Consider the following 25,574-nt stretch of genomic DNA (forward strand, 5'->3'; position numbering starts at 1 on the left):
CAGGCCGCACTGCATGCCTGTTTGTTGCTTTTCTATATCTAATGAAAAGGGATAAATACATGAAATCACTAAAAATTAATCTACTAGGTGCTAGTGTTGCGTTAGCCATGGGCGCGTTATCTGCTCCAGCTATGGCTAACGGTAGCGATATGGTTAATCCACAAGCAGGTGTGGTTGTGGGCTATTGGCATAACTGGTGTGCGGGTGGTGGTTACAAAGGTGGCGTAGCGCCATGTGTGACATTAGCAGAAGTCGATCCGCAATATAACGTTGTTGATGTGTCATTTATGAAGGTTTATGGCGCAGTTGGCACCATTCCTACCTTTAAATTAGATCCCGCTGTGGGCTTGTCGGAAGCACAGTTTATTGATCAAATCAGTGAGCTAAACCGTCAAGGACGTTCTGTATTAATCGCATTGGGCGGCGCAGATGCGCACATTGAGCTGCGTAATGGTCAAGAGCAAGCACTGGCGGATGAAATCATTCGTTTAGTCGAAATATATGGCTTTGATGGTTTGGATATCGACCTTGAGCAAGCGGCTGTTACCGCAGCAGACAACCAAACAGTTATTCCTGCTGCGTTGCGTATCGTTAAAGATTACTACCTTGAGCAAGGTAAAAACTTCTTGATCACTATGGCGCCTGAATTTCCATACCTAACAACTGGTGGCAAGTACGTGCCTTATATCACGGCACTAGAAGGCTACTACGATTGGATTAACCCACAGTTTTATAACCAAGGCGGTGACGGTATTTATATCGAAGGCCTAGGTTGGATTGCCCAAAACAACGATAACTTAAAGCAAGAGTTTATTTATCATATCGCTGATGCACTAGCGAACGGCAACAATGGTTTTACTAAGATCCCCCACGACAAACTTGTGTTTGGTATTCCTACTAACATAGATGCCGCAGCAACGGGCTATGTTAAAGACCCACAAAAACTGTACGCTGCTTTTGAACAACTAAAAGCACAAGGTCAGCCACTACGTGGTGTGATGACTTGGTCAGTTAACTGGGATATGGGGCAAAATTCAGCGGGTCAGGCTTACAATGAGTCATTCATTAAGGCATACGGTCCGTTTATTCATGGCCAAGATATTTTGCCGCCAGAGCCTGATAACGGTAAACCCATTTTTAGTGGGATCAGTAATACTCGGGTTAAGTTAGGCGGTGAATTTAACTCACTAGCTGGCGTAACCGCCAACGATAAGGAAGATGGTGACTTAACATCGTCAATTGAAGTTGCAGGTCACGTAAACACTGAGGCACTAGGTTTGTATGCACTAACCTACCGCGTGTCTGATAGCGATGATAACCTGACTGAACAAGTGCGTAGTGTTGAAGTGTATAACACCAAGCCAGAAATCAAAGGCGTAACTAACGCCAGTGTATTAGTGGGTAGTGAGTTTTCCCCTATGGTAGGTGTTAGCGCACTTGATGCCGAAGATGGTGACTTAACAGACCATATCGTTATTGAAGGTGATGTCGATACGGATACATTAGGTCAGTATTCACTCACTTACCGCGTAACAGACAGTGCGGGACAACAAACTGTTGCATTGCGCAGTGTTACAGTGAAAGAGCAAGGCGCTGTGTGTGAAAACGCATGGGATAAAGCCAAGGTTTACCTTGGCGGTGATACAGTTAGTCATTCTGGTAAGAGCTGGTTAGCTGGCTGGTGGACTCAAGGTGATGAGCCGGGCACTACAGGCGAGTGGGGCGTTTGGAAAGCACAAGGTGATAGCGACTGTGACGGTGGCTTACCACCAGTGGTTAAACCTACTCTTGATGTCACCGGTATTGCACCGCGTTATGTGCTTGATCAAGGCAGTGTCACTATTGAGTTTAGCGCTAGCGTTAACCAAACCATGGTGATTAAAGCTAGCTTAGTACAAGGCAATAACGTATTTGCTAGCACTGAAGTTAATAGCGCAAGCACTGCTGCTCTGACTCTATCTGCGACAGATTTAGTCGCGGGTAGTTACGAAGTTGTGGTTAGCGCTCCAGAGCAAGAGCTAACTCGCCGTACTAGCGTGAACTTAGTTGAAGAAGATGAAGGTGGTGACTACCCAGCGTACGCTGCAGGCACTCAGTACCAAGCTGGTGATGTTGTGACTAACGCCGGCGGTGTTTATGAGTGTCTACCATGGCCAAACAGTGGCTGGTGTAGCGGTTCAGCAAGTCATTATGCGCCTGGTGTGGGTAGCGCTTGGGCAGATGCTTGGTTCGCTCGTTAATGTTGTTAATACATTAAACTAATCGGCAAACTTTATATCGATTAGCTTAAAAGCCCTATCAATTTGATAGGGCTTTTTTGTATCAGTTGTTTGATGTTTGAGCTCAATTGCCTCTAGGCTAATTTATACTTTATTTATATACGCTTACGGCTAGGTTTAAATGTGATCTAGTTATCAAATTAGCTTTGAAATACTAGCGATAGTGAGCAATTAATATGAATATCTATTCACATTAATTCAATAACTATAAATAAATATGCAATCAAATTCTGTTGAGTCAAACTCTTTCAAATTAAGCCGTCGTCAATTTCTTTATGCTGGTGCTGCTGCATCTAGCTTAGCGAGTTTAGGTTGTAGCTCAAGCCCTGTTTCTACGCAAACTCCATCAGTTGCAACAGTTGATACCACTGAAGCGATACCGCTTAACTTTAACGAAAATCCATTAGGGCTAGCACCTAAGGCACAGCAAGCGGTACTTGAAGCATTGCCTAACGCTTGGCGGTATCCAGATGCGGCACGTAGTGATTTAATGGCAACGATTGCTAGCAATCTATCATTAGAAGCCTCGCAGCTTATTTACGGTAATGGTTCATCTGAAGTGCTAAAAATGGCATTAGATGCACTGGTGCAAACTAATACCCAGTTAGTGATGCCAGATCCGAGTTATGGTGTGATTATTGATTACGCTATGGCCCGTGGTGTACCAGTGGTGAAGGTAAAGCTTGATGGCAATTGGCAAACTGACCTTGCAACGATGAAAGCCAAGGTTGCCGCCCATAACGGTCCATCGATTGTGTATCTATGCAACCCAAATAATCCAACGGGTCTATTACTACCGCAAAGTGAATTAAACCAGTGGCTAGATCAAGCATCGAGCCAATTAAGCTTTATTGTGGATGAAGCGTACGTGGAATATGTGGCACAAGCTGGCTTTGTTTCTGCTATCGAGCGAGTTAAACAAGGGCAAAAGCATATTGTGGTATGCCGTACTTTCTCAAAGATCTATGCCTTAGCGGGTTTACGCGTGGGCTACGGTGTTGCGCACCCTGAGTTAATCAAACTTATGCAGGCGCAAGCGAGTATCGATAACGCAAACTTAATTGGTTGTGTGGCGGCCAAAGCCAGTCTTGAAAGTCAGCAATGGCTGGAGTTGAGTCTAAAATCAAACAGCCAAGCTAGGGCATTGGTGTATCAGCAGTTAACTGAGCTTGGTTTAGATTACCTACCAAGTGAAACCAACTTCATCTTCCATAAAGTGAACGGTGATAGTGAGCTGTATATGCAACGTATGAGCAAGGCTGGGATTTTGGTTGGTCGTCCGTTCAATCACGGCGAAGGTTGGAACCGTCTTTCAATTGGCACACCTGCACAGATGCAGTATTTCTGTAAAACCTTGGCTAAATTCCGTGAGCTAGGTTGGGTATAAGCTTAGTTTATATGGCCAAGTTCAGCAGTTTGATGAACTTGGCTTTAGGCATATCTGTGGCTAGTATGGTAATAACAAAAATTAAGACCATAAAGAGTCCTTCTTATGCCTACTGCATCTACACCCGATCTCAGCGTTTCAACTAGTCCTGCCGCAATAGCTAGCAATGTCACCGATCTTATTGGTAACACAGATCTGCTTAGGATCAACAGTTTAAGTGAATTGACTGGCTGCGAGATCTTACTTAAGTGCGAGCAACAAAACCCAGGTGGTTCAATTAAAGATCGCGCAGCATTGCAGATGGTGAAAGATGCGATCGCCTCAGGAAAATTAACTCCCGGAATGACCATAGTTGAGGGCACGGCGGGTAATACCGGCATAGGTTTAGCGCTGGTGGCTAAAGCACTTGGCTTTAAGATGCAGGTGGTTATGCCAAAGGGGCAAGCGCCTGAAAAAGAGCAAATGATCGCCCTGTATGATGCAGAGCTTAAACTTGTCGATCCATGCCCGTTCGCTAATCCTGATCATTTCTATCACACCGCGAGAAGAATAGCTGAGGCGAATAGTGATTGCTGGTGGGCGGATCAATTTGAGAACACCAGTAATTTTAGGGCCCATTATCTCAATACCGCTCCTGAGATCTGGCTGCAAACTAAAGGAACGATCGATGCGCTCGTTTCAGTTGCCGGTACTGGCGGTACTATTGCTGGTAACTCGCGTTATTTATCTGAGCAAAACCCACAGTTACAAACTTGGTTGGTGGATCCGGATGGTTCTGGGATCTACTCATATTTGAAAACAGGCCAGTACCAATCAAGCGGCAGTTCATTCACTGAAGGTATTGGAATCATGCGCTTAGTTGAGAACTTCCGCCAAGCTAACATCAACAAAGCCATTACTTTGCCGGATGTTGATCTGATCGCCATTGCACGTCATGTTAGAGAGTATGACGGTATTACACTTGGCAGTAGCGCGGCACTCAATGTTGCCGGGGCGCTTTATGCCGCAGCTAAAATGGGCCAAGGTAAAACCATAGTGACCTTTTGGTGTGATATTGCCGAGCGCTCTTCATCAAAGCTTTATAATGAACAATTTCTTAGCGACAAAGGTTTTAGCTGCAGCAGTGAGGCCGTTGCAGATATGTTTGCTCGTTATCAAGCAGAAGCAGATAGCGCTGTGGTTACTCTAGAGTAGATTGGGAGCTGGGTTTAGTTTTTACTGCTAATAGAAAGCAAGGCTGCAAGCACCCGTGAGGCATCGGAGTATGCGCAGATGCTTCATGTATCCTACAAGTCACTTAATTTGCTGTGTAAGCAAGCTTGTGGCCAAACAGCAAAGCAGTTGATTGATGCGCATGCGATTCTTGAAATTAAACGCCGATTAATTATCGGTAGCGCCAAGATCCAAGAGATCGCTTATGATCTTGGTTTTGATGATGTAACTTATAAAGATGGTAAGTATGTGCAGCCTTGGAACACCTCAAAAGATAGCTGTTCTAGTTGCCACGAGAATTATGATGAGCTTGCCGCATTAGTTGAGAAGATGCATCGCTAGATTGTTATTATCAATATAAGCCCCTTTTTAGGGGTTTTTTTTATGTTTAATTTTCGGGTGTTAATGCTGTTTTTGTGGCGTCAATCTTGGGTTAACGACTGCCTATAGCAAGCAGTTGAAGCAGTTGTTCTATTTCGGCCAAGCGAATTTTGTTGCTGATTGGGATTGTATTATCTGCTAGTGATGGTGATTAAAGAGAGGGGGCTACTACTGAACCAACATCTACAACTGCTACAACATCGCGAGATATGCGCTTATTTTTTAGTGATGGGTTTGTTGACATTAGCCATTTTATTGACTGGTTTTGGCATCATTTTTGTAAACTTTTAGTTGGTTTTTTAGTTTGTATATTACTGTTTTTATATACTTATTTGTTCTTAATCATGATCCATGTTGAAATCTTATCATGATTATTCAAAGTGCAGCCTAGGTCGCGGATTTTGCAATGGCTGTGGTTATACTTCTCGACCTAAAAATCGACTTAGAACGATGTTTAAATCGTCGAGCTCTTTCAAGAGGCTTCCTGTGAAATTAAAGCGTATATTCCAGCTTGCGATACTTTTTATTTGTAGCACATCAACTATTCAAGTGATGGCAAGAGATCTGGCAGAGATCCAAGCCGAAGGCGTATTGCGTCATTTAGGTGTGCCATATGCGAATTTTGTGTCTCAGTATGCTGAGGGGAATAAAGTTAACCACAGCGGGCTTGATATCGAGTTGATGCAGAATTTTGCCGAGCATCTTGGTGTGAAGTATGAATTTGTACCGGCGCAGTGGACAAGCGTATTCGGCATGCTGACAGGAAGAAATGGCCAGTTTGTTGATAATAAAGTGGTTTATTCAAAGCCAGAACCTATTGTTGGCGATATTATTGCTAACGGTCTGACTATTCTAGATTGGCGAAGTGAGTTAGTTGATTTTTCTGACGATTATTTTCCATCTGCAGTTTGGCTTGTTGCTCGCACTGAATCAAGCCTTACTCCAATAAAACCAAGCGACTCATTGTTTGATGATATAAAAATGGTCAGAGGGTTATTAAAAGATCGCGATATTTTAGCAATGAAACAATCTTGCTTAGATCCGGATCTTTATGATTTGTATCAGACTCAAGCCAACGTTATTTTACCCACCAAGCAGCTACAGCTGAATGAAATGGTGCCATTTCTACTCAATATTCAGGCGGAAGCGACGTTACTTGATGTTGCAGATTCGCTGATAGCTATAGAGAAATGGCCTAATAAAATCAAAGTCATTGGCCCTATTTCTGAGGATCAGAGAATGGCGGTTGGCTTTAGAAAAAACTCACCGGAGTTACGTGCTGTTTTCAATCAATACCTAAAGCAGATCCGCGCTGATGGTAGTTATAATCAATTAGTCAGAAAGTACTACCCTACCGTTTTCCATTATTACCAAGACTATTTTGAAACTGCGGCTGTTGGTGATCAGAACTAAATATGAAGCATTTAAAATGGTTTAACAGTAAAACGGCAATCATCATTGCCGGGGTGTTACTTAGCGCCTATTTAATTTTAATCTTAACCGTAACCAACTTAGGCCAAAGCAGTTTAAGAGAATCACAAAACAGCGCACTTAATCTCAGGGTAACCAATTACACTGAAAACTTGAGCTTCTTTTTCGCTGCCAGTGAGAAAAATGTGGCTAATTTGAGCCAGCAGCGAGATGTAAATACTTATTTTTCAAATTTAGCGGCGGGGATGTCGCTGCGATATGGGTTAAGTTCGAGCTTGTTTAGTCTAACAAAGACTATTGATCAGTTTAGCTTATCGAACAAAATGGATAATCAGCTGATTTATTCTCGGGTGCTGATTGTTGGGCTTGGAGAAAGCATTATTGTTGACTCCCAGCCTGAGCTTCCCTTTGATGTTAGTCAGTTGCCAATAAAGCAGATGGAAACTTTTGGGCAAAAAATACATTTGGCTAGAGGGGCTAATGGCGTTGAAGTGCAGTTATTACAAACTATTTATCACCAAAATAAGCCGGTTGCAGTGTTGGTTGCTAGTTTAAATACAACAGTGATCATCAATATGTTATCGACTCAAGAACATATTGAGAGCGGTAGCTATTTGACATTGGAGTCCGCCGTTGGCGATATTTTGGTGTGGAACTCATTACCTGAAAGCCTACTAAGTATTGAGCAGGGCAGCGTTAACTTTTCTAAGGCGAGTCAAAAAACTATCTATTTTAAAACAGATGTTTTGGGCACCCCATTTACTTTAAAAAGCTGGTTTGAACCTGTAAGTGAAGAAGATATTTTTACTTCAACGTGGTTTATCGCGGCAATTTCGTTACTGGCTTTACCTGTATTCTTAGGCCTGATTTATTTACTACGAGTCAACAATAAGAACTTAATTTTACAAACCCAAGTTGCACTATCTTCTGAGCAGCAACAAAAGTTAGCTAAGCAAAATAGCTTATTGCATGAAGAGATCTCAAAGCGTAAGGCGTCAGAGAGTAAGTTGGCTTATCAGGCGACCCATGATGAGTTAACCAACTTAGCAAATCGAACCCATGGTATGACGCAACTACAGGCGGCTATCCGAAATGCCCATGCCAAAAATACCCAAATTCTATTATTGTTTATCGACTTGGATAACTTCAAACAAATCAACGATACCATTGGTCATCACGCTGGTGATGAGCTGTTACAACAAACGAGTGCTCGACTAATTAAATCTGTGCGTAGCACTGATATTGTCGCGCGTCTTGGTGGTGATGAGTTTTTGGTCATTGTGCCTGATATTCAACATCAAGATGCGGCAACGCTCGTCGCTAGCAGTGTTTTGTCGCTATTCGAGCAGCCATTCCATATCGAGCAACAAGAGTTTTTTGTTTCGACCAGTATCGGTATGTCTATGTACCCAAAGGATGGCAATAACGCGGCGACATTGCTGAAAAGAGCTGATACTGCTTTATATCGAGTAAAGGATATGGGGCGCAATGGCTTTGGTTTTTACGATTCGAGCATGAACTTAGATGTGGAGCGTAATTTAATGCTAAATATGCGCTTACATCAGGCTATTCAGCAGGGCGATATAGAGGTTTATTACCAACCTATTCTTGATTTAAAAAGTCGCAAGATTGTTGCTGCCGAGGCGCTAATGCGCTGGTTTGACCCTGAATTAGGTTTTGTATCGCCTGAAGATTTTATTCCGTTAGCAGAAAAGAACGGCTTAATCCATAAACTAGGTGTAATGGTATTGCTCGAGGCCTGTACGCAAGCCGCCAGTTGGCAGAAGATTAGCCCTATTACCGTAGCGGTGAACTTCTCTAGTGTGCAGTTTCGGCATTGTGAGCAGCTACAGGAAACCATTGTCGATATATTGCTTAAAACAGGGCTGCCTGCGTCTCAACTAGATATGGAAGTGACTGAAAGTTTATTGATAGATCAGGGCCATAGCTTGATGAAAATGCTGTCTTATCTAAAGCAGCTTGGGGTAGGACTATCTATTGATGACTTTGGTACTGGTTACTCGGCATTAAGCTATTTACAGAAGTTTCCATTTTCGAAATTAAAAATTGACCGCGCTTTTATCAATAAGATGGCTACGAGTTCATCAGATGAATCTTTGGTATCGGCGATATTAGCTATGGCGAAATCCTTAGGGCTAAAGGTGGTTGCAGAAGGCATTGAAACTGAGCAGCAAGCAAGTTTTTTACAAGAGCACAATTGTGAATTTGGTCAAGGTTACTTGTTTAGTCGACCAATCCCAGCAGCTGAGTTCACTAAGTTGTTATTAGATGAGCAGCGTAAACAAGAGTCATTAGTGCTTAAACAGCCAGCTTAAATGGTGATGACAACTACTCTATGGTTAGATAAATAGGCCTGCCTATATAGGGAGGCCTAACATGATGGATATTATCTCATTTCACGATAAAGTTGCTTCATGGCTTTAACTAAGCCTTTTACATCGTCATCATCGTGGAATAGGTGAGTTGAAATCCGTAACGAATAGGTTTTAACGCTATCGTTAGGGTCAAGATAGAAAGATGTAGTACGCACAATGTAGCCATATTCTTCATCTAGACGATCGCGAAACTCAGTTAATAAGGCGCTATCAGTTAGATCATCAAATGGGTTAAAGGTGGTTAAACCGCTGGATAACTTACGCACATTTGGGGCGAAGATCATTGCATCAGGGAATTTCCTCGCAAGCTCTTCTTTACATAACGCACTTAAATCAAGAATGCGCTTTTCAATTGCATCTCGACCAATTTCGTCCCACATTTCACAGGCTTTAGCTAGTGCACGTTTAGCTGGGTAGTTGTCTTGGCCAACAGATTGCAGTTTAGTTTGTACTTCAACAGATGAAGATGAGGTGTTGATAAACCATAGTGGTGTTTCACGGTCACTCCAGAACTCAAATAAGCGACTAGCATTATCACGTACATATAAAAAGCCGGTTGCACCAGGGCCACACTGCCATTTATGGCCCGCACCAGAGTAGAAGTCACAATCGATATCATGAAAATCTAAGTTGAACATGCCTGGAGTATGCGCACCGTCAACTAAAGTGACGATGCCATTTGGAATCGCGACTCTCTTACAGATCTGTTGAGCCGGTAGTGTTGTACCTGTGGTGAATGTGACGTGAGAGAACACCATTAAACGTACACGGCTGCCATATAGGTTTACCGCATCGGCAAATACTTGTACAAAATCGTTAACACTAACATCGTTACCTGGAGTGTATACAGGTAACGCTAATTCAATTACTTCGGCGCCATAACGCTCTGCTACATGCTTTAGCGGTGTAGTCACACCATGGTGTTCATGGTTGGTTGTTAGAATAATATCGCCATATTCAAACTGTAAGCCGTTAATGATGGTACATAAACCATCAGTCGTATTACGGCATAGCACAAGCTCATGTGGGTCGGCACCAAAACTTGGTGCAATTTGCTTGGCGTAATCTAGTGTTGGAATATTGCTGTTCCATGGGTTAATCGAAATTTGTTCATTGGCATGGTTATAGTCTTTTAATACACGCTTAGGCATAGTGCCTGCAGTGCCAATGTTCATGTAGGTATTGCGTTTGTTTAAGATGAACTCCTTACGCACCTTGTTCCAAAAACGCTGGTCTGCATGGTTACCATGGAAGGTTGCATTAAAATCATCTGTAGAGGCATGCGCGCTAGCAGGCAAAAGACTTGCGCCTGCTGCTGTGATTGCTAAGCCTGTAGTTGTTTTTAAAAATCGACGACGCTCGTTACTTTGTAATTGCTCGTTTTGTAATTGATCGCGGTCGAATAAGTTATTTTGTTGATTAGTCATGATTGATTCTCAAGGGAAAGTTACTTTTTTTGCTTTATCTTTATAAATCTCATTAAGCCTTATTATTCTATTGGTTAACCTGTTATTTAAACGTGATTTATACCGCATAAGCTTATGTCGCGTAGTGACATAAAAACTTTAAAATCAATGGGTAAGTCATTTAATTGGCGTTTATTGTTATCAGTACGTTTTATTGTGTTTAGCGTGGCGTAATACCGGCTTTTAGTTGTGTATATCCGTTTATTCTTTAATGTTTACTTAGTTTCGTCGATATTTGCAGCAGCCAATAGCTTGTTAGGATTGAGCATTAGCTGTAGTTGATAACTCGCTGTAAATTAAAAGTTATTACTGCATATAGACTAAAATATTACCGATCTGGCTTGGGCCAAACACATCAATATGCGTCAGTTTTTCGATCTGTTTAAGTAATTTTTACAGTCAGCAAGGCGCAAAAATGCTACCTTCGCGGCAAATTTTGAGTAAGGGGACACCCGATGATTATATTTACCACTAATCTTGGCGATATTGAGATAACGCTGGATTTTGACAAAGCACCTGTAAGTGCTAAAAACTTTTTAAAATACTGCCAAGATGGTTTTTTTGAAGGCACTATTTTTCACCGCGTAATTAAAGGATTTATGATCCAAGGTGGTGGTTTTACTGTGGATATGGATGAGAAACCGACTCGTGCAGCTATCGTTAACGAAGCTAATCGTGGCTTAAAGAATATTCGTGGCAGTATTGCAATGGCACGTACCGATGCGCCGCACTCGGCAACTGGACAGTTTTTTATTAACTTAGCCGACAACAGTTTTTTAGATCATACAGCTACCACCAACGCAGGCTGGGGTTACGCGGTATTTGGCCAAGTGACTAACGGTATGGATGTTGTGACCAAAATAGGTCGCGCTAAAACCACCTCTAAAGGCGATCATGACGATGTGCCAAGAGAGGCGATTATTATTGAGAAAGTGACCATTAATTTATAATGCAGTAGCCAAAATAGATAAGTGATTAAATCACTTATCTATTTATTAAATCAGTTATCTATATATCAAATCACTCATTTTAGGCTTTCTTTTTGGCGTGTGTGGATTTTATAGAAGCGATAGCTTATTGCGAGCGCGATACAAATAGCCGCTGGTGCTAATAGCGCGAAAAATGCCAACTTGGCAAAAAGAACTGCGCCTAAGGCGCCACCAGAGATAAAACCGGCAATGATAAGCATAAATAAAATGGCTTTGCGCTTATCAAACTTTTCCCCTTTTAGTGTGCCACCTAGCATTATGCCTAAGTCGGTAAAAATTCCTGTTACATGAGTTGTGCGAACAATTGCGCCACTATAAGTGGTTGCCAGCGCATTTTGTAAACCACAGGCCGCAGAAGCCATGTAATGGCCGTAATAAGTACCGTCTTGCAGTAAGTATATTGCCAGTAGTAAAAAGCCTGCTTCAATTAACAATAAGGTGTCGTAATGGCGCCCAAGCTTAACGCTACTCCCCGACAAGAATGCCCCTGAAAGTGTCGCGCCAAACATAAAGCTAATTAAAATACCCAGCAGATGGAACAGTGCCGTTGGCGACGAGCTAAGTAACTGAGTTCCCACAAGGGTGGCTGTTCCTGATAGGTGAGAAACAGATTGATGCTCAAATCCGAGTAGTCCAATCGCATTAACACTACCGGCAGTGAAAGCCAGAATGAAAGCGCCGTATTCTACCCATTTGGGAAGTTTAGAGATCACTGTATAGCCTTAGTTGTGCCCAATAGATGGTACGACTTAGCAGACGTAAAGTTGGGCATCTATTGAGCATTGAGTTATGGGTAATTTGGGAGCTTAAACCGCTTGCTGAATGCATTTGGTTTACGCTGTATATTTTGCCTTTGTTCAACATACTAAACTGCCATGTCGATCGCAAAAGTACAGCGATGTTGTTTATCTGCATAGCCACAGGCAAGATTAGCCGCGACGAGCCATATCTGGTCGAATAGGATAATCGTCTTGCTATTAACCCCTATGAGCAAACCATTTTTATACAGATTGCTATTACTGTAGTTGGCGATTATTTAGGCTTTGCGAATATTTTTCAGTGTGATTTTTCTCCCAGTTTGCCCGTTGAGCATACTTAATAATGCTGGTTATTGGCGTACGCCAAAAACTTGCTAGCAGCTAATCGTTGCAAATGCTTGTTGATACACCATTAAGTAACTAAGGGCTATTAACATGTCTAGACCTAAAAAGTGTCGCCATTTATCCAGCTGTGTGCCGTGCAGCTTATTCAAACCTAATGGCATTCCATCTCATCAGTTAGAAAAGATCCAGTTAGATGCTGATGAATTTGAAGCGTTAAATTTAGGTGATGTAAAAAAAATGAGTCAGTTAGATGCGGCGGCATTGATGGGGATTTCAAGACAAACTTTTGGTTACTTATTAGCGAGCGCCCGTAAAAAAGTGGCCACTGCCGTGACGCAAGGCCAGGCACTTTTACTACCTCAAAATATGAATAAGGAATGATGATGATTATTGCTATCCCTATGAGCCGTGACCGTTTGGCGACTCACTTTACCAAGGCTCCTGAAATTGCGTTTTATGATGAGCATCAACAGTTAATCAATCGAGTCGCTAACCCTGCAGTGGCCGGTGGCTGCAGCGCTAAAAAAGCGATGCTAAATATGATTATTGAGCATAACGCCGATATCGTAATCGTACAGTTTATTGGTGAGCGCATGCTTGGCAAGTTGCTCGATGCTGGTGTGAGTGTTAGTCAGGCTGATAACTCGTTAAGTATTGCTGAGTTAATGACAAATGCGAAAGATCTAAACTGTCGTTTAGTGGAAGCGAGCCAGGGCCGTAGATCGATTAACCATGAGAAAAAGGGCGGCTGTTGTGGTGGCTCTAGTGGCGGTTGTGGTTGTGGTTGTGGCGGAGCCAAAACGACGTCTAGCATTTTAGAGCCAAGATTACTGCATGTGCCGCAACATGTATCTGTCGGCAAAGATTCGAGTGGTAAAGCGATTTCTCCTGTTATGTATGCAGGCTTTAGAAGCGTCAAATAGCGACTAAAAATCTTATTGGCATGCTGCCTTCAAGTTACTGACTTTACATTTTTCGCTAAATATTTCATGTTAGTGCTTAAGTGGGTGAATAATTAATGTTCAATTTCGTCAGTGGAGGACGTTATGGCTGTGCTAGCGATTGGTGCGGGATTTATTTTTCTTGGCTTGATCCTGATGGATTTGCCAGATCTTAACCGAGCGTTAAAACAACATGATATAGAGTGTTGGCGAACGTTAACAAAGCAAGAGAGATTTATATTATCGTCAGAGCGCATGAATTTGTTTGCGTGGACATTAAGCCGTGGTTTTGAAAACGCTGAGCATATTGACGTTCAATACGCTGGGTTATTGGCGTATAAGCGTGCCACTAAGGTGAAGTATATAATTTTATTTGGTATTTCATTAATTATTGTTGGTTCGGTTATGGCAATTGTTAGTCAATAGAGAATAACCAGCAGCTGATAGAAATTTTGATACAAAAAAGCCGCAAGCACATAAGTGTTTGCGGCTTTTCTTTTTAAGCAATCGCTTAGTCTACAGCAACCATTACGTTGCTTGCTTTGATGATTGCGTATGCAGAACCACCAACAACTAGACCTAGTTGCTCACAAGATTTTTTAGTTACTACTGAAGTGATTTCAACACCTGGAGCTAGTTCGATAACAACTTCGTTGTTTACTGAACCTTCGTCGATTGACTTGATAGTACCGTTTAGAGTATTGCGTGCGCTGATTTTCATAAGTATATCCTTAATGGTTAAGTCATTATTATAATTGGCTTATTTTTATATTGATATCATTAAAAGGACAATATGTCGCATTATCTTGGTTGTGATCACATTTACTGGTTTCAAAGTGATGTTTTTGTGATTTTAATCATGTTTTGCTGACTGGTTGTTCATATGTTGCTAATTTAACAAGGGGTAATGATGCTGGGGTTTATAAATTTGTGACTGGAGATTGAGCTGGTGGATAGGATCTGGAGGGGAGAAAGGCACAACACTGGAATTTGAAAATATGCAGGCTTAGCTCTGTGTCGAAATAAGCCCGCTGCAACGATGATTATACTTGACTGATTATTGCTTAATTAGCATCACTAACACTTCAAAATGATCTGTGTGCGGGAACATATCAAATAACTGTACTTTCTGAACTCGATAGCCTTGAATGTTGGCTAAGTCTTTCGCTAAAGAGTGCGGGTTACAGCTTGAATATAAAATGGCTTTAGGCGCAAATGCCGACAGTGACTCACATAAGTCTTTGCCAATGCCGCGACGCGGTGGATTAACAATGACCACATCTGGTTTATCGGTTGCATTACAGCCTTGTGCAAAGCCTGTTGAATCCAGTGCGGTAAAGCTTACTTGAGTGAGTCCCATGGCTTCAGCCGAAAGTTTGGCACAGGCTATGGCTTCGCTAGAGATTTCAATCCCAGTAAGTGGAATACTGTTTGATGTGCAGTGCAGACCAAAGCCTCCGACACCACAGAAAAGATCCCACAAGGAGCTCGGCTTTAATTCGGCAACCCATTCTCTCGCGGTTTGATAAAGTTTAGCGGCGATCTCAGGATGCGTCTGAAAGAAGCTTTTTGGGCGTATAAACAGTGGTACGTCGTTGAATTGCTCTGCTAAGCGAGTTTCTTCGGTCAGAAATATCTCTTCTTCACCCTCTAAAATCGCCATATGGGTTGGCTGGAGGTTTACTGAAACAACTTTGATTTGTGGAAATTCAGTTAATAGCTTTGGCAGTTCGCGCTCAATCCTCTCAATGGACTTGTGAGATTTAAGCACAAAGCGTAAAAGGTATTCACCTTTAATTTGGCTGCGAGTCAGCAGGATAAATTTAAGCTCGCCTTTCATTTTTTCTACATTATAAGGCGGTATACCGGCTTGGCGAACAAACACTTCGAGCCTGCGCAGCAGTTGTTGCATATCGTCGGGATACAGATTGCAATCACATAAACTGACAGGTGTACCATTTGGGCTAACAATACCGAGAATAGGTTGATGAGCTGCACCAAGAACAACCATTTTGGCTTTATTGCGAAAGCCACTGTCTGGGCCAAATACTGGTTTGTGCCATTGCTCAACATCAAACTCACTCAGGAGCTGATTTAATACTTGCGACTTAGCCTCAACTTGCTCAGGCATAGCCTGCTGAATATGGACACAAGAAAGACATTGCTGTTGATCAAAGTAGGCACATTTCACGGATTGGGTTCTCTAAAGCGTTAGCTGAACAATATTGGACAACGATTTTAGCTACTGTATAAGTTGGATATGGACTCGATTAGCGGCTTAAGCTAAATATTAGGGCATATTTTAGTGGTTTTTTTCGAAAAAATCGCCCCTAGTGGAACTGAAGCTAGGGTTATTTTGTTGGAGAAACTAAAAGCGCAGCTATTGCTGCGCTTTTAAAGAATGATAAGTCGAGCTCGATTTAGCCAATTGCTGGTGTATGACCACTACGGGTGTTTTGTACGCTTTTGATCAGCATATAAATCGATGTAGTTAGCAGCACAACAGCTAAGTATGTGATTAAAGAGTGCGCAGATGTACTGCTGTGCTCAGCAATCACTGGGCCAAACACTGAGCCAACACTGTAGCTCAAAAGCATTAGTTCAGTCGCTGCAACAATTTTCTCAATAGCCATGGTTTCACAGGCTAGTGAAATTGCAATCGGGTAAAGCGCAAAGCAGCTAGCACCCAATAAAAAGTAACTTACCGTAATAACGGCAACTGAGCTGCCATCAGCGATGCCAACAATACCTATGGTCCCTAGTAAGCAAAATAGCGCCATTAGTAGACTTTTGCCTACTCTAGTCGATAAGTAGCTTACAAATGGCTGTACTAGCATGCCGCCTAAAATAATCACCGCCATTAAAAATGCAGTGCGCTCAGTGCTATCAAATTGACCATTGATATAGCTAGGCATTAAGCCGTAGATTGGGCCAAGTAACATGCCTGATACCAAGCAACCTATCACAGCTGGTAGGCTGATCTTTCTGACTTCACGCAAACTGATTTTTTTATGCTCTAGGCTTTCAGGCTGACCTCTTTTAACTAAAAGAGGTGGCAAGATCGCTAGCATTAGCAGGCCAATTACCCAAAGGAATGGCGTAACACCATTAACTCCTAATGGCCCGATAGCAAGTTGACCAAGGGCACTACCACCATATAACGATGTCATATAAAGGCCCAAACGTTTTGCTCTTTGCTTAGCGCTGTCGGCCATTAATAGCCAAGATTCAACAACGACAAATACGCCAGCTACGGCAAAACCTGCAACAAAGCGTGCGGCTAACCAAACTTTAGCTGTAGGCATGACCAACATGGCTACTATGGTCAAAGTTAGTAGTGTTAAAAAAAGCATTAATGAAAAACGGTGACCAACTTTAGCCACAATCGTTTGAATACACGTCGTACCAACTAGAATGCCTAAATAGAAGATGCTCGCCAACCAAGCCACGAGTGAGCTATCCATGCCAAATGAAGCGAGTGACAATGGAATTAGACTCATTAAGAAGCCAGATGCGATAGCGAAAAACGATAAACCAGCAACAGGTACGAACGTACTGTTTTTGTGTGGTTTGCAGGCAGAAATGTCCACCTTTATCTCCTGTAGATTGATACTTTTGAAAGTTTGAGGGTTGGTCTGATTTCGCGGATTTTATGCTTTTAAAATGGAAAGTAAAGCTTAATTTATGTACTAGTGAATAAAAAAATAAAACTAACAGCAATTGGTTTTTAAGGTTTTGTTTTTATTGTATATTTTATTGGTTGACCTGGTGGTTGAAATTTGCACTTAGATTGGGTTTTATGCTTGTTGATGGGTAAGTATTTGATGCTGCTAATCTAATGTGGTCTGAACTTTATAATTGTTTTTATATTGCTTAAAGTGTCATATGGTTAGTAAATGGTTAAAAAGCGGCGTTAACGCCGCTTTTTTTATCAGGACTAGCTTAACTCAAGTGCCACAATTTTTAGTGGATGATTACCATCAAACGAAGGGAAATCATTATGGCAATCTAACCAAGTATGTTGGGTTACTTGGCGGCCTTGTTTTTCAACGCAACGTACAAGACTTGCAAACCATTCGTCACGATCTACTTTGGCTACGTTATTACAACAGACAATCGTGCCACCGGCTTTTGTCGTTAACAAGGCTGGTTTAAATAGGCTTTGGTAGTCGTTAATTAAGTCGACAATGCCAAATGGGCTTTTAGCGTATCTAGGCGGGTCGAGAAACACTAGGTCAAACTGGGTGGCTGGTAACTTTGGGTAAGCGGGTAGCTTTTGATTACGTCGACCGCCTACTTTTAAACCTGCTAGTTGTCTAAGTGCTGGAAAGGCGTCGCTTTGAATAAATTCACATACATTTTCAGCTTGGTTTAGGGCGGCATTTTTACGTCCTGCAGCTAAAGCAAATGATGAAAAGTCGACGTTAACCACACGTGTTGCGCCGCCAACAGCTGCTGCAGTACCAATACCACAAGTGTACGAAAATAGATTTAGAACGCTTTTGCCTTCGCTGTTTGCTGCAACATACTCGCGGCCAATGCGCATATCTAAAAACAGTAATGGATCTTGGCCTTCATGGCGCAACTTACTGGTGAACTTGATGCCATTTTCCTGCATCTGCTGTTCACTGCTAGCAAATTCTTGTAGCTCATCAGATAGACGGTTCAATACGCGTGAGTTTTTATCTGAGCGATCGTTATAGACAACGGGTAACTCAGCAAGTTGGTTAAGCTGCGCAGATATATCAGCTAGTTCAGTTTCAGTTAGTGACTGATGAAAGCTTTGAATAAGCCAAGCGCTACCGTAACGATCGATATTGAGCCCATTGCACCCTTCAACCGTACCGTGAAATACACGGAAACAATCTGTTTGTTGCGTTGCAGCTTGTTGTAAAAAATCTGCTCGCTTAGTGATAGCTTGGGCCAATACCTGAGAAAGAGGTAAAGCGGTTGGGTCCGATGAGGTAATCGACATAAATATTGGGCTCATTTGAAATGGTGTCGGGGTGACAGGGCTAATGATAGCAAAAATGCACTAATAAATACCTCAATCTTATTGGGGGCGAGTTGTTAACTTAGCGCTTATTATTAGCTTTGTTAGTAAAAAAGCCCGGTGGGCTAATTGGGAGGATTGCTGAAGTGTGTTACGCATTGAGGTTAGAGTACACTCGGTTAAATTAATCTGGGCTAAATCGATTAAGTAAAGCCTGAGTAGATAAAGCTGAGCTGAATGCACGGCAATGTGACTACTGTTAGTTCAATTGGTTAACTCCAATAGTTAATGTAAATAGTTAGGTAGTTCAAAGGAGCAAAACATGAAAGTGGTATTGGTTCATGGCATTTTTAATACTGGCCATGTGATGCATTTGCTACAAAAGCGTTTGCAAGCTGCAGGACATGAATGCTTTAGTCCTACTATTGGTCCCTTTGATGGTCGCCGTGGGATTGAATTTGCCGCAGCTAATTTGAGTGAGCAGATTGATGCTTTCTTTGGTCAAGATAGCAACATTGTGTTGATAGGCTTTAGTATGGGCGGCATAGTTGGCCGTTATTATTTACAGTATTTAGATGGCGCCAGCCGAGTGAGTCAGTTTTTTAGTCTTGCGGCACCTCATCATGGAAGCTATTTGGCTTACTTGCCATATCCATCAAAGGGGATTAAACAATTAAGGCCAAGAAGCGAACTGTTACAGCAACTAGCTGGCTCAGAGTCGTGCTTAAATGAGGTTAAACTCTATTCTTATCGTACTCCTATCGATTTAACCATAGTGCCTAGTACAAGCTCTATATGGCGTGTGGCAGAAAATCAAAGTTTTATCATTGTATTGCATCTTTCGGTGATTTTTAGTCGGCGTATTGCAAAGGCAATTTGCGATAAACTGGTAAACTGATGCGACAATCCCTTATGCGGGGAGCTTCTTGAAGAGTTCTGTTATTGGGCTATTTGCTTGGCTAGCTTTTGCTGCTGTTTATAAGAGCTTTTTTTTTAAACTTTCTATAATGGCTTTTTATAAAAGCTAGGCCGATGGCTTTTGTGATAGCCAGGGACTATTACTACGTAACTTTTCTAATTCACGTGTTTGTTCTGCGAGTTTTTGCGACAAGATCTGGTTTTCATTGGCAAGTTTAGCTTGCTGATACACCTTATTTAAATCAGTCTCGATAATCGCTTGAAAGCGTCTTAACAATTGTTTTGTAGGATTATCAAATTGTTGAGGCTGATTATCTAGCATGCAAATTGTGCCAAAAATGTCGCCATTGGGCCAATGCAGGGGCATACCAAAGTAGGCGATCATACCTAGCTTTATATCTGGATTGTTGCACCAGTTTGGATCTTCAAGTGCATTATTGACGATAAGCTCTTTGCGACCATTAATGACAGCTTCGCAATAAAGGCCAATACCAATGCTTTCGCGCTCTTTTGCTGTATAAGGATTGTGTGCAGTTTGGCTGCGAGTGAAGACTTCGAGCTCATAGCTATGCAGGCGCATAATTAAGGTGGCAGGAATAGCTGAGATCTCAGAAATAAGATTAACGATCTCTTGCCAGCTTTGGCCTATATCCTCATGGATACGGATCTCTTTGGTATTGAGTAGGGCCATACATGCCTTCTATTATCTTAAATTCTGCTGATTGCTAACGCAGAAATATTCCTTGATATGTCTTTAAAATTTAATAGAGTTTCGCCATTTATGCGAATTTTACTCGTAAAATAATCTTTCGCTTTAGTTTGTTATTACAGGTGAGAACTCAGCGATTGTTATGCGCTGAGTTCTAGTGGCAAGTGTTAGCTTTTTAACTCTAGCAGAGGAAAAGTGAGCTTGGCTTGGCAGCCCTGAGGTTGAGTCTCGATAAGATTAAATTGCCATTGGTAGCGCTGGCATAAACTGTCAACAATAAGCAAACCTAAGCCGTGACTATTATGCTGAGCATTATGTTGTTCTTTATTGGAAGCGTTTAAGCCGTGTCCGTTATCGTTGATTGAGATATGGTCGCTATCGATAACGACCATAATCTGGCCTGAGTCACTGGCATTAATGGCGTTGCTAATAATATTACTTAATAGCATGCGTAGGACCGCAGGGGTGGGTTTGATCACCGGCGCATGTTTAAAATCGACAATAAGCTCGATTTTCTTTGACTGAGCGAGTAAAGATAGCGGCTGCACTATTTTCTCTATTTCTGCAAGTTCAAGGGCCCGTGCTTCATGGCTTACAGTGCCTTTTTCTTGCTTGACTATGCTGAGTAGCGCATCAACCGTATGCTGCATTTCATGTGCTGCCCTTTGAATTCTATCGCGCTGTCTAGCCTGAAACTCTGGCGCGTCATTTTGCTCCTGTAGCTTAGCCGCGCCGCTAATAACGGTTATTGGTGTGCGTAACTCGTGACTAGCATAACGGGCAAAAGCTTGCTCTTGTTTGATCATCATTTCATTTTGCTGGCGATAATCATTAAGGCTTTGACTAAGCTGGCTAAATTCTGCCGCCGATTGCTTTGGTACTGCAAATTTCGGGTGCTCGGCAGGTGACTTTAATTGTTTAACTAGTTGATCTACGGGCTCAACCAAGCGCTGACTCAGTTTATGAATGGCAAAACCAAATAATAAAAACAGTACACAAATAAAAGTTAATACGAACACGTTGATCGACTGCCATTCTTCATCACTTAGCTCGACATTATCTGCTGGCATAACCAGGTATAAAGGCTGCATTTCGCCATCGAGTTTAAACTCGCTACGATACAAAAAGAGCTCTTTTTGCGGGTTTAAATTATCGTCTTCAAATAATTTAAAACTCAATACTTCATGCAATAACCCAGCTTTGCCACGATCAACCACTTCACCGGAGAAGCCACTCGGAAATTGGCTTAAGTCACCATATGCCTCTGGAATAAAGTCATGGGAATAAAAGGCTTGCACATGTAAGCCAATCTGTAGCGGCTGTCTTGCCCCTTGCTGAAATAAACTAATCGCAAATGGCGCGCTCGCTTTTAGCTCATGTTGATTGACCTCATCTTCAATCCACTGCATAAGACTGAGCATAAAGATATAGATTGTGAGTCCTATCATTACCGCGATAGCACTAAAATAGAGCAGCAGCTTTTGTGGCAGGCTGACAGCCGATGAGGCGCGGTTAAATAAGCCGTTTAGCAAGCCTTGTCTCCAAGTTGTAGTCGAAAACCGATTTTCGGCACAGTAGCTAGCATAGGTTGCTTGAAAGGTTTATCTAGCTGATTGCGCAACTGATACATATGGCTGCGCAAAATGTCACTGCTTGGTGGCGATTGTCCCCAGATCTCTTCAATGATCTGTTCACGCTTAACGATATTGGGAGCATTTTTCATTAACAGGAGTAAAATTTGATAGGTGATTGGAGTTAGGGCTAACAGCATATTTTGGCGCGAAGCTTGATGCTTAGCGATATTGATTTCAATATCACCAAATTTAAGTGAGCCTTGAGCAACTTCACCACGATGGCGTTTAACTAAAGCTTGAATACGCGCATCAACTACATCTAAATCGAATGGCTTACCGAGGTAATCGTCTGCACCACAGTCAAACCCAGTTAATAGGTCGGTTTTATTATCTAATGCAGTCAGCATTAAAATTGGCGTGCTACAACCAAGTGAGCGCAGTGCTTTACAAAGGCTGAGCCCATCCATTTTGGGCAGCATAAGATCAAGAATGATGGCATCAAAGTCAAAAGCTTGTGCAAGCGATAACCCAAGCTCACCATTATCGGCAAAATCCAGTTCCATACCTTTGGCTTCAAAGTAATCACCAAGGATGCCTGCGACATCGCTGTTATCTTCAATTATCAGTAGTTTAATCGTCATTACTAAGGGCCATAACTGTATTTATAAGGTCGATTTTAGCATTTTTATGTCGAAAAAATGTCAATGACATTTTCTTCACTTGAGCCTAGGCATGCTAACGCAAAATTAGTCGCTGTAGGACAAACTTATGCCTTATTCTTCGCCCAGTCAAAGCCCAAGTAACACTGAAATTTGTTTATCTGTCGTTGTGCCTTTATTTAATGAATCTCTGATGATTAAGCCGTTAATTGAGCGCTTAACCAAGGTGCTGTCGACACTTGATGAACGCAGTGAGATTGTTTTTGTTGATGACGGTAGTAGTGATGACTCTTGGCGTCTGGTCAGTGAATTGCCATTGGTTGATAATGAATACCAATGCATTAAGTTAAGCCGTAACTTTGGTAAAGAAGCGGCGATGTCAGCAGGTATTGAGCACGCTAGAGGGCTTGTTGTCATTATGCTTGATGCTGATCTACAAGATCCACCAGAATTAATTCCTGAGATGCTCAATCAGTGGCGAGCGGGTTACGACATCGTCAATATGAAGCGTAAAAAGCGTCTGGGTGAAACTTGGTTTAAACGTTTTTCTGCCGCATGTTTTTATCGGCTAATGAACTGGGTTTCTGACTCGCCTGTACCTGAAAATGTCGGTGACTTTCGCCTAATGAGCCGTCAAGTTATCGACAGTATTAAACAGCTTCCAGAGCGCAACCGCTTTATGAAAGGCCTGTTTAGTTGGCCTGGATTTTCACAAAAAACCTTGGAGTTTGATCGCGACCCGCGTTTTGTTGGCGAAACAAAGTGGAACTACGGCAAGCTTTTTGGTTTGGCGATGGACGGCATTACTTCCTTTAGCTTTAAACCACTTAGGTTGGCGACATGGTGTGGTGTTATTACAGCCCTTGCGGCCTTTGCTTATGGCGGTTGGATTATTGCTAACACGCTTATTTTTGGTGGCAGTGTCGCCGGTTATCCATCGTTAATGGTGGTGCAGTTGGCGCTGGCCGGAATTCAACTACTTGCACTCGGTTTGATTGGTGAGTATTTAGGGCGTGTATTTGTTGAGGTCAAGCAGCGACCACTGTATTTGATTGAAGAAGTGGCATATAAGCAATCCCTTACTCAAGTGAAAGCTCGAAATAATATGTCGATAGACTTTAGTGAAGCTAAGCCTACCAACGTGAGTTACTTGGAGGTTAAGTAATGCTAAAGGCTGTAGATACACGCACAGGGCTGGTTGTTCTGCTGATTGTGGTGCTTACACGAATGCTGTTATTGCCTTGGTATCCACTGATGGACACTACAGAGGCAAGATACGGTGAAATGGCGCGGCTAATGGTAGAAACCGGCAATTGGGTTACACCGCTGTTTGATTACAATGTACCTTTTTGGGGGAAACCACCGCTGCATACTTGGATGAGTGCTAGCTCTATTAGCTTATTTGGCGTTAATGAGTTTGCAGTGCGGTTGCCCCATTGGCTTGCTGCTGTACTTTGCCTGTTGTTGGTTGGCTACTTTGCTAAAAGGCTGCAGTTACCTGTTCTGCCTCCATTAATTATATTGGCGTCAACGGTGGTGTTTACCATTAGTGCTGGCGCTGTGATGACAGATATGGCGTTAACCTTAGGTTTAACACTGGCAATGGTTGGCTTTTACTTATGTTGGCAAGGTGACAAGGTTTGGGGTTATGCAGGTTTTGCTGGCTTAGCCATAGGTTTGCTAGCAAAAGGCCCGGTGACCTTGGTGCTATTTGGCTTAGGCACTGGTTTGTGGTTACTTTTACGCTATGGCCCGTTAAAAGTGTGGCGCGAACTATGGCATAGAGTCCCTTTAGTGACAGGCTGCTTATTGATGCTGGCAATTGCGCTGCCTTGGTATGTGATTGCTGAGCAGACGACTCCGGGATTTCTAAATTATTTTATTGTTGGTGAGCACTGGTCTCGCTTTGTCGATAGCGGTTGGGAAGGTGACTTATACGGTAGTGCTCACGATGAAGTTAGAGGCACTATTTGGCTCTACTTTGTGGTTGCGGCCATGCCTTGGTCGTTATTTTTACCACGAGCGTTTTATAAAATTGTCACCGAGCGAAAGCAGTCTAAAAAGCTTGATGTAAATCAGCATGACTTAAACCTACATGATTTAAACACCAATTATTCTGGCCTACCGAGTTATCTTATTTGTTGGATGATAGCTCCCATGGTGCTATTCACCTTTGCGGGCAATATATTACCTGCTTATGTTCTGCCGGGGATCCCAGGGCTTGCATTGTTACTGGCTTATGCATGGCGAAAGAGCTTGTTACCAGGGCTGAATATTATCGCTTTATCTATTTCGGCGTTATTAGTTGTCACCGTGGCAGTGTTGCACTTTGAGGTGGGAAAAGACAAAAGTGAGCGCTGGTTGCTATCACAGCGAAGTGAAGCTTTACCTACCTATTATTGGCAAAGTCAGCCGTTTTCCGGCCGTTTTTATAGTGCAGGTACAGCGGATAAAATTCAAAGTTTAGATGAAGTTAGTAACGGTGAGTTTTACCTCGTGATTGGTAATAAAGCGCATCAATCGCAGTTTACAGCATGCCAAGCGGTAGCAAGTAATAAGCGACGAGACCTAATAAAATGTCATCGCAATTAAGCTTATTAGTTTCCAGTTTTAAAGCAAAATATCCTAATGCAACGAGCGACAAAAGCCTTAAACAGCTTAGCCAAGTTATATGGCGCAAGTATCATGAAAATATACGTTTTTTACTGGTTGGTGCTGGGGTTTTTGTTGTTGATTTTAATTTGTTTTTATTGCTTTCAAGCGTGTTTGAACTGGCGCTAATGCCAGCAAGAGTGACTGCATTTATTATCTCTGTCGGTCTGTCTTGGGGGATTAATCGTAGCTGGACATTTAAAGGGCGTAGTAACGTACTCAGCAAAGGGCATGGTAACGCAAGTTTTGAACTCGGAAATTATCAACAAAAATTAATACAGTTGGGTAAGCACTTATGCGTTGCGAGCTTTGCAGCGCTAGCAAACTTGTCTTTATTTTATTGGGTAAATATCGTGCTGGCTCAGTTTGTTGATGATGTGAGCATTAGCCGCTTTATTGGCTTTGCAATAGGCGTATTAGCAGGATTAGTCGTTAATTGGCTGGGGGCTAATTATTGGACTTTTAGCAAGTAGACTTATATTTG

Annotated in this window: 23 protein-coding genes; 14 read left to right on the forward strand and 9 right to left on the reverse strand. The window is 42.3% G+C overall.

Annotation, left to right across the window (positions count from 1 at the left end; translation table 11 throughout):
- Nucleotides 1–59 precede the first annotated feature (59 nt).
- From L2740_RS21470 to L2740_RS12795, 6 genes are all read left to right on the forward strand, one after another.
- Nucleotides 60–2,240, forward strand: a complete 2,181-nt coding sequence (locus L2740_RS21470) for an immunoglobulin-like domain-containing protein (protein ID WP_275974214.1) — start codon at nt 60–62, stop codon at nt 2,238–2,240.
- 256 nt (nt 2,241–2,496) lie between these two features.
- The gene (locus L2740_RS12775) at nt 2,497–3,666 is read left to right on the forward strand and encodes a pyridoxal phosphate-dependent aminotransferase (RefSeq protein ID WP_248950561.1); all 1,170 of its coding nucleotides are present in this window, start codon (nt 2,497–2,499) and stop codon (nt 3,664–3,666) included.
- Nucleotides 3,667–3,771: 105 nt separating this feature from the next.
- The gene (locus L2740_RS12780) at nt 3,772–4,860 is read left to right on the forward strand and encodes a cysteine synthase A (RefSeq protein WP_248950562.1); all 1,089 of its coding nucleotides are present in this window, start codon (nt 3,772–3,774) and stop codon (nt 4,858–4,860) included.
- Between the two features lie 78 nt (nt 4,861–4,938).
- Nucleotides 4,939–5,220: a helix-turn-helix domain-containing protein gene (locus tag L2740_RS12785; protein ID WP_248950563.1), complete on the forward strand. Its 282-nt coding sequence runs from the start codon at nt 4,939–4,941 to the stop codon at nt 5,218–5,220.
- Nucleotides 5,221–5,745: 525 nt separating this feature from the next.
- Nucleotides 5,746–6,672 (forward strand): transporter substrate-binding domain-containing protein, encoded by a 927-nt coding sequence (locus tag L2740_RS12790; RefSeq protein WP_248950564.1) that lies wholly within the window; start codon nt 5,746–5,748, stop codon nt 6,670–6,672.
- Nucleotides 6,673–6,674: 2 nt separating this feature from the next.
- Nucleotides 6,675–9,026 carry a putative bifunctional diguanylate cyclase/phosphodiesterase gene (locus tag L2740_RS12795; protein WP_248950565.1) on the forward strand — a complete coding sequence of 784 codons (2,352 nt, stop codon included), beginning with the start codon at nt 6,675–6,677 and terminating at the stop codon, nt 9,024–9,026.
- A 71-nt stretch (nt 9,027–9,097) separates the two neighbouring features.
- On the opposite strand, the gene L2740_RS12800 is transcribed toward L2740_RS12795, so the two are convergent.
- Nucleotides 9,098–10,513 carry an aminotransferase class V-fold PLP-dependent enzyme gene (locus L2740_RS12800; protein ID WP_248950566.1) on the reverse strand — a complete coding sequence of 472 codons (1,416 nt, stop codon included), beginning with the start codon at nt 10,511–10,513 and terminating at the stop codon, nt 9,098–9,100.
- Between the two features lie 494 nt (nt 10,514–11,007).
- On the opposite strand from L2740_RS12800, the gene L2740_RS12805 reads away from it, so the two are divergent.
- Complete coding sequence (locus L2740_RS12805) at nt 11,008–11,502, forward strand: peptidylprolyl isomerase (RefSeq protein ID WP_248950567.1); 495 nt, start codon at nt 11,008–11,010, stop codon at nt 11,500–11,502.
- A 74-nt stretch (nt 11,503–11,576) separates the two neighbouring features.
- Here L2740_RS12805 and L2740_RS12810 read toward each other — a convergent pair whose 3' ends face one another.
- Nucleotides 11,577–12,254, reverse strand: a complete 678-nt coding sequence (locus L2740_RS12810) for a YoaK family protein (protein WP_248950568.1) — start codon at nt 12,252–12,254, stop codon at nt 11,577–11,579.
- A 480-nt stretch (nt 12,255–12,734) separates the two neighbouring features.
- On the opposite strand from L2740_RS12810, the gene L2740_RS12815 reads away from it, so the two are divergent.
- From L2740_RS12815 to L2740_RS12825, 3 genes are all read left to right on the forward strand, one after another.
- A complete protein-coding gene (locus L2740_RS12815) occupies nt 12,735–13,025 on the forward strand; it encodes a DUF134 domain-containing protein (protein WP_248950569.1) in 291 nt (96 codons plus the stop codon).
- Between the two features lie 2 nt (nt 13,026–13,027).
- Nucleotides 13,028–13,567 carry a NifB/NifX family molybdenum-iron cluster-binding protein gene (locus L2740_RS12820; RefSeq protein WP_248950640.1) on the forward strand — a complete coding sequence of 180 codons (540 nt, stop codon included), beginning with the start codon at nt 13,028–13,030 and terminating at the stop codon, nt 13,565–13,567.
- Nucleotides 13,568–13,690: 123 nt separating this feature from the next.
- On the forward strand, nt 13,691–14,011 hold the full coding sequence (locus L2740_RS12825) for a hypothetical protein (RefSeq protein WP_248950570.1): 321 nt from the start codon (nt 13,691–13,693) through the stop codon (nt 14,009–14,011).
- An 85-nt stretch (nt 14,012–14,096) separates the two neighbouring features.
- On the opposite strand, the gene L2740_RS12830 is transcribed toward L2740_RS12825, so the two are convergent.
- The 4 genes from L2740_RS12830 to L2740_RS12845 form a co-directional block, all read right to left on the reverse strand.
- Complete coding sequence (locus L2740_RS12830) at nt 14,097–14,306, reverse strand: TOBE domain-containing protein (protein ID WP_248950571.1); 210 nt, start codon at nt 14,304–14,306, stop codon at nt 14,097–14,099.
- 336 nt (nt 14,307–14,642) lie between these two features.
- The gene (rlmC, locus tag L2740_RS12835; protein WP_338056256.1) at nt 14,643–15,776 is read right to left on the reverse strand and encodes a 23S rRNA (uracil(747)-C(5))-methyltransferase RlmC; all 1,134 of its coding nucleotides are present in this window, start codon (nt 15,774–15,776) and stop codon (nt 14,643–14,645) included.
- A 229-nt stretch (nt 15,777–16,005) separates the two neighbouring features.
- Nucleotides 16,006–17,175: an MFS transporter gene (locus L2740_RS12840; RefSeq protein ID WP_248950572.1), complete on the reverse strand. Its 1,170-nt coding sequence runs from the start codon at nt 17,173–17,175 to the stop codon at nt 16,006–16,008.
- Nucleotides 17,176–17,522: 347 nt separating this feature from the next.
- On the reverse strand, nt 17,523–18,560 hold the full coding sequence (locus tag L2740_RS12845; RefSeq protein ID WP_248950573.1) for a class I SAM-dependent rRNA methyltransferase: 1,038 nt from the start codon (nt 18,558–18,560) through the stop codon (nt 17,523–17,525).
- Nucleotides 18,561–18,900: 340 nt separating this feature from the next.
- On the opposite strand from L2740_RS12845, the gene L2740_RS12850 reads away from it, so the two are divergent.
- Nucleotides 18,901–19,476, forward strand: coding sequence for a lipase family alpha/beta hydrolase (locus L2740_RS12850; RefSeq protein ID WP_248950574.1), 576 nt, complete (start codon nt 18,901–18,903; stop codon nt 19,474–19,476).
- Between the two features lie 126 nt (nt 19,477–19,602).
- On the opposite strand, the gene L2740_RS12855 is transcribed toward L2740_RS12850, so the two are convergent.
- From L2740_RS12855 to L2740_RS12865, 3 genes are all read right to left on the reverse strand, one after another.
- The gene (locus tag L2740_RS12855) at nt 19,603–20,187 is read right to left on the reverse strand and encodes a GAF domain-containing protein (RefSeq protein ID WP_248950575.1); all 585 of its coding nucleotides are present in this window, start codon (nt 20,185–20,187) and stop codon (nt 19,603–19,605) included.
- 185 nt (nt 20,188–20,372) lie between these two features.
- Nucleotides 20,373–21,737, reverse strand: a complete 1,365-nt coding sequence (locus tag L2740_RS12860; protein WP_248950576.1) for a sensor histidine kinase — start codon at nt 21,735–21,737, stop codon at nt 20,373–20,375.
- A complete protein-coding gene (locus tag L2740_RS12865; protein ID WP_248950577.1) occupies nt 21,731–22,420 on the reverse strand; it encodes a response regulator transcription factor in 690 nt (229 codons plus the stop codon). The genes L2740_RS12860 and L2740_RS12865 overlap by 7 nt, the downstream gene beginning before the upstream one ends.
- 127 nt (nt 22,421–22,547) lie before the next feature.
- Here L2740_RS12865 and L2740_RS12870 point away from each other — a divergent pair, with 127 nt between their 5' ends.
- The 3 genes from L2740_RS12870 to L2740_RS12880 are packed head-to-tail and all read left to right on the forward strand — an operon-like array spanning nt 22,548 to nt 25,563.
- Nucleotides 22,548–23,603, forward strand: a complete 1,056-nt coding sequence (locus L2740_RS12870) for a glycosyltransferase family 2 protein (RefSeq protein WP_248950578.1) — start codon at nt 22,548–22,550, stop codon at nt 23,601–23,603.
- Nucleotides 23,603–25,030 carry an ArnT family glycosyltransferase gene (locus tag L2740_RS12875; RefSeq protein ID WP_248950579.1) on the forward strand — a complete coding sequence of 476 codons (1,428 nt, stop codon included), beginning with the start codon at nt 23,603–23,605 and terminating at the stop codon, nt 25,028–25,030. Before L2740_RS12870 ends, L2740_RS12875 begins: the two co-directional genes overlap by 1 nt.
- Nucleotides 25,015–25,563 carry a GtrA family protein gene (locus L2740_RS12880; RefSeq protein WP_248950580.1) on the forward strand — a complete coding sequence of 183 codons (549 nt, stop codon included), beginning with the start codon at nt 25,015–25,017 and terminating at the stop codon, nt 25,561–25,563. Before L2740_RS12875 ends, L2740_RS12880 begins: the two co-directional genes overlap by 16 nt.
- Nucleotides 25,564–25,574: the final 11 nt, after the last annotated feature.

It is taken from the genome of Shewanella pneumatophori, from assembly GCF_023283895.1.
Lineage (GTDB): Bacteria > Pseudomonadota > Gammaproteobacteria > Enterobacterales > Shewanellaceae > Shewanella > Shewanella pneumatophori.

What these genes read in the sequence shown, in the direction of transcription:
- L2740_RS12815 (WP_248950569.1), top strand. Translation starts at nt 12,735, where the DNA reads ATGTCTAGACCTAAAAAGTGTCGCCATTTATCCAGCTGTGTGCCGTGC.
- L2740_RS12845 (WP_248950573.1), bottom strand. Translation starts at nt 18,560, where the DNA reads ATGTCGATTACCTCATCGGACCCAACCGCTTTACCTCTTTCTCAGGTA.
- L2740_RS12880 (WP_248950580.1), top strand. Translation starts at nt 25,015, where the DNA reads ATGTCATCGCAATTAAGCTTATTAGTTTCCAGTTTTAAAGCAAAATAT.
- L2740_RS12820 (WP_248950640.1), top strand. Translation starts at nt 13,028, where the DNA reads ATGATTATTGCTATCCCTATGAGCCGTGACCGTTTGGCGACTCACTTT.
- L2740_RS12875 (WP_248950579.1), top strand. Translation starts at nt 23,603, where the DNA reads ATGCTAAAGGCTGTAGATACACGCACAGGGCTGGTTGTTCTGCTGATT.
- L2740_RS21470 (WP_275974214.1), top strand. Translation starts at nt 60, where the DNA reads ATGAAATCACTAAAAATTAATCTACTAGGTGCTAGTGTTGCGTTAGCC.
- L2740_RS12805 (WP_248950567.1), top strand. Translation starts at nt 11,008, where the DNA reads ATGATTATATTTACCACTAATCTTGGCGATATTGAGATAACGCTGGAT.
- L2740_RS12870 (WP_248950578.1), top strand. Translation starts at nt 22,548, where the DNA reads ATGCCTTATTCTTCGCCCAGTCAAAGCCCAAGTAACACTGAAATTTGT.
- L2740_RS12785 (WP_248950563.1), top strand. Translation starts at nt 4,939, where the DNA reads ATGCTTCATGTATCCTACAAGTCACTTAATTTGCTGTGTAAGCAAGCT.
- L2740_RS12830 (WP_248950571.1), bottom strand. Translation starts at nt 14,306, where the DNA reads ATGAAAATCAGCGCACGCAATACTCTAAACGGTACTATCAAGTCAATC.
- L2740_RS12855 (WP_248950575.1), bottom strand. Translation starts at nt 20,187, where the DNA reads ATGGCCCTACTCAATACCAAAGAGATCCGTATCCATGAGGATATAGGC.
- L2740_RS12825 (WP_248950570.1), top strand. Translation starts at nt 13,691, where the DNA reads ATGGCTGTGCTAGCGATTGGTGCGGGATTTATTTTTCTTGGCTTGATC.
- L2740_RS12795 (WP_248950565.1), top strand. Translation starts at nt 6,675, where the DNA reads ATGAAGCATTTAAAATGGTTTAACAGTAAAACGGCAATCATCATTGCC.
- L2740_RS12800 (WP_248950566.1), bottom strand. Translation starts at nt 10,513, where the DNA reads ATGACTAATCAACAAAATAACTTATTCGACCGCGATCAATTACAAAAC.
- L2740_RS12775 (WP_248950561.1), top strand. Translation starts at nt 2,497, where the DNA reads ATGCAATCAAATTCTGTTGAGTCAAACTCTTTCAAATTAAGCCGTCGT.
- L2740_RS12850 (WP_248950574.1), top strand. Translation starts at nt 18,901, where the DNA reads ATGAAAGTGGTATTGGTTCATGGCATTTTTAATACTGGCCATGTGATG.
- L2740_RS12865 (WP_248950577.1), bottom strand. Translation starts at nt 22,420, where the DNA reads ATGACGATTAAACTACTGATAATTGAAGATAACAGCGATGTCGCAGGC.
- L2740_RS12780 (WP_248950562.1), top strand. Translation starts at nt 3,772, where the DNA reads ATGCCTACTGCATCTACACCCGATCTCAGCGTTTCAACTAGTCCTGCC.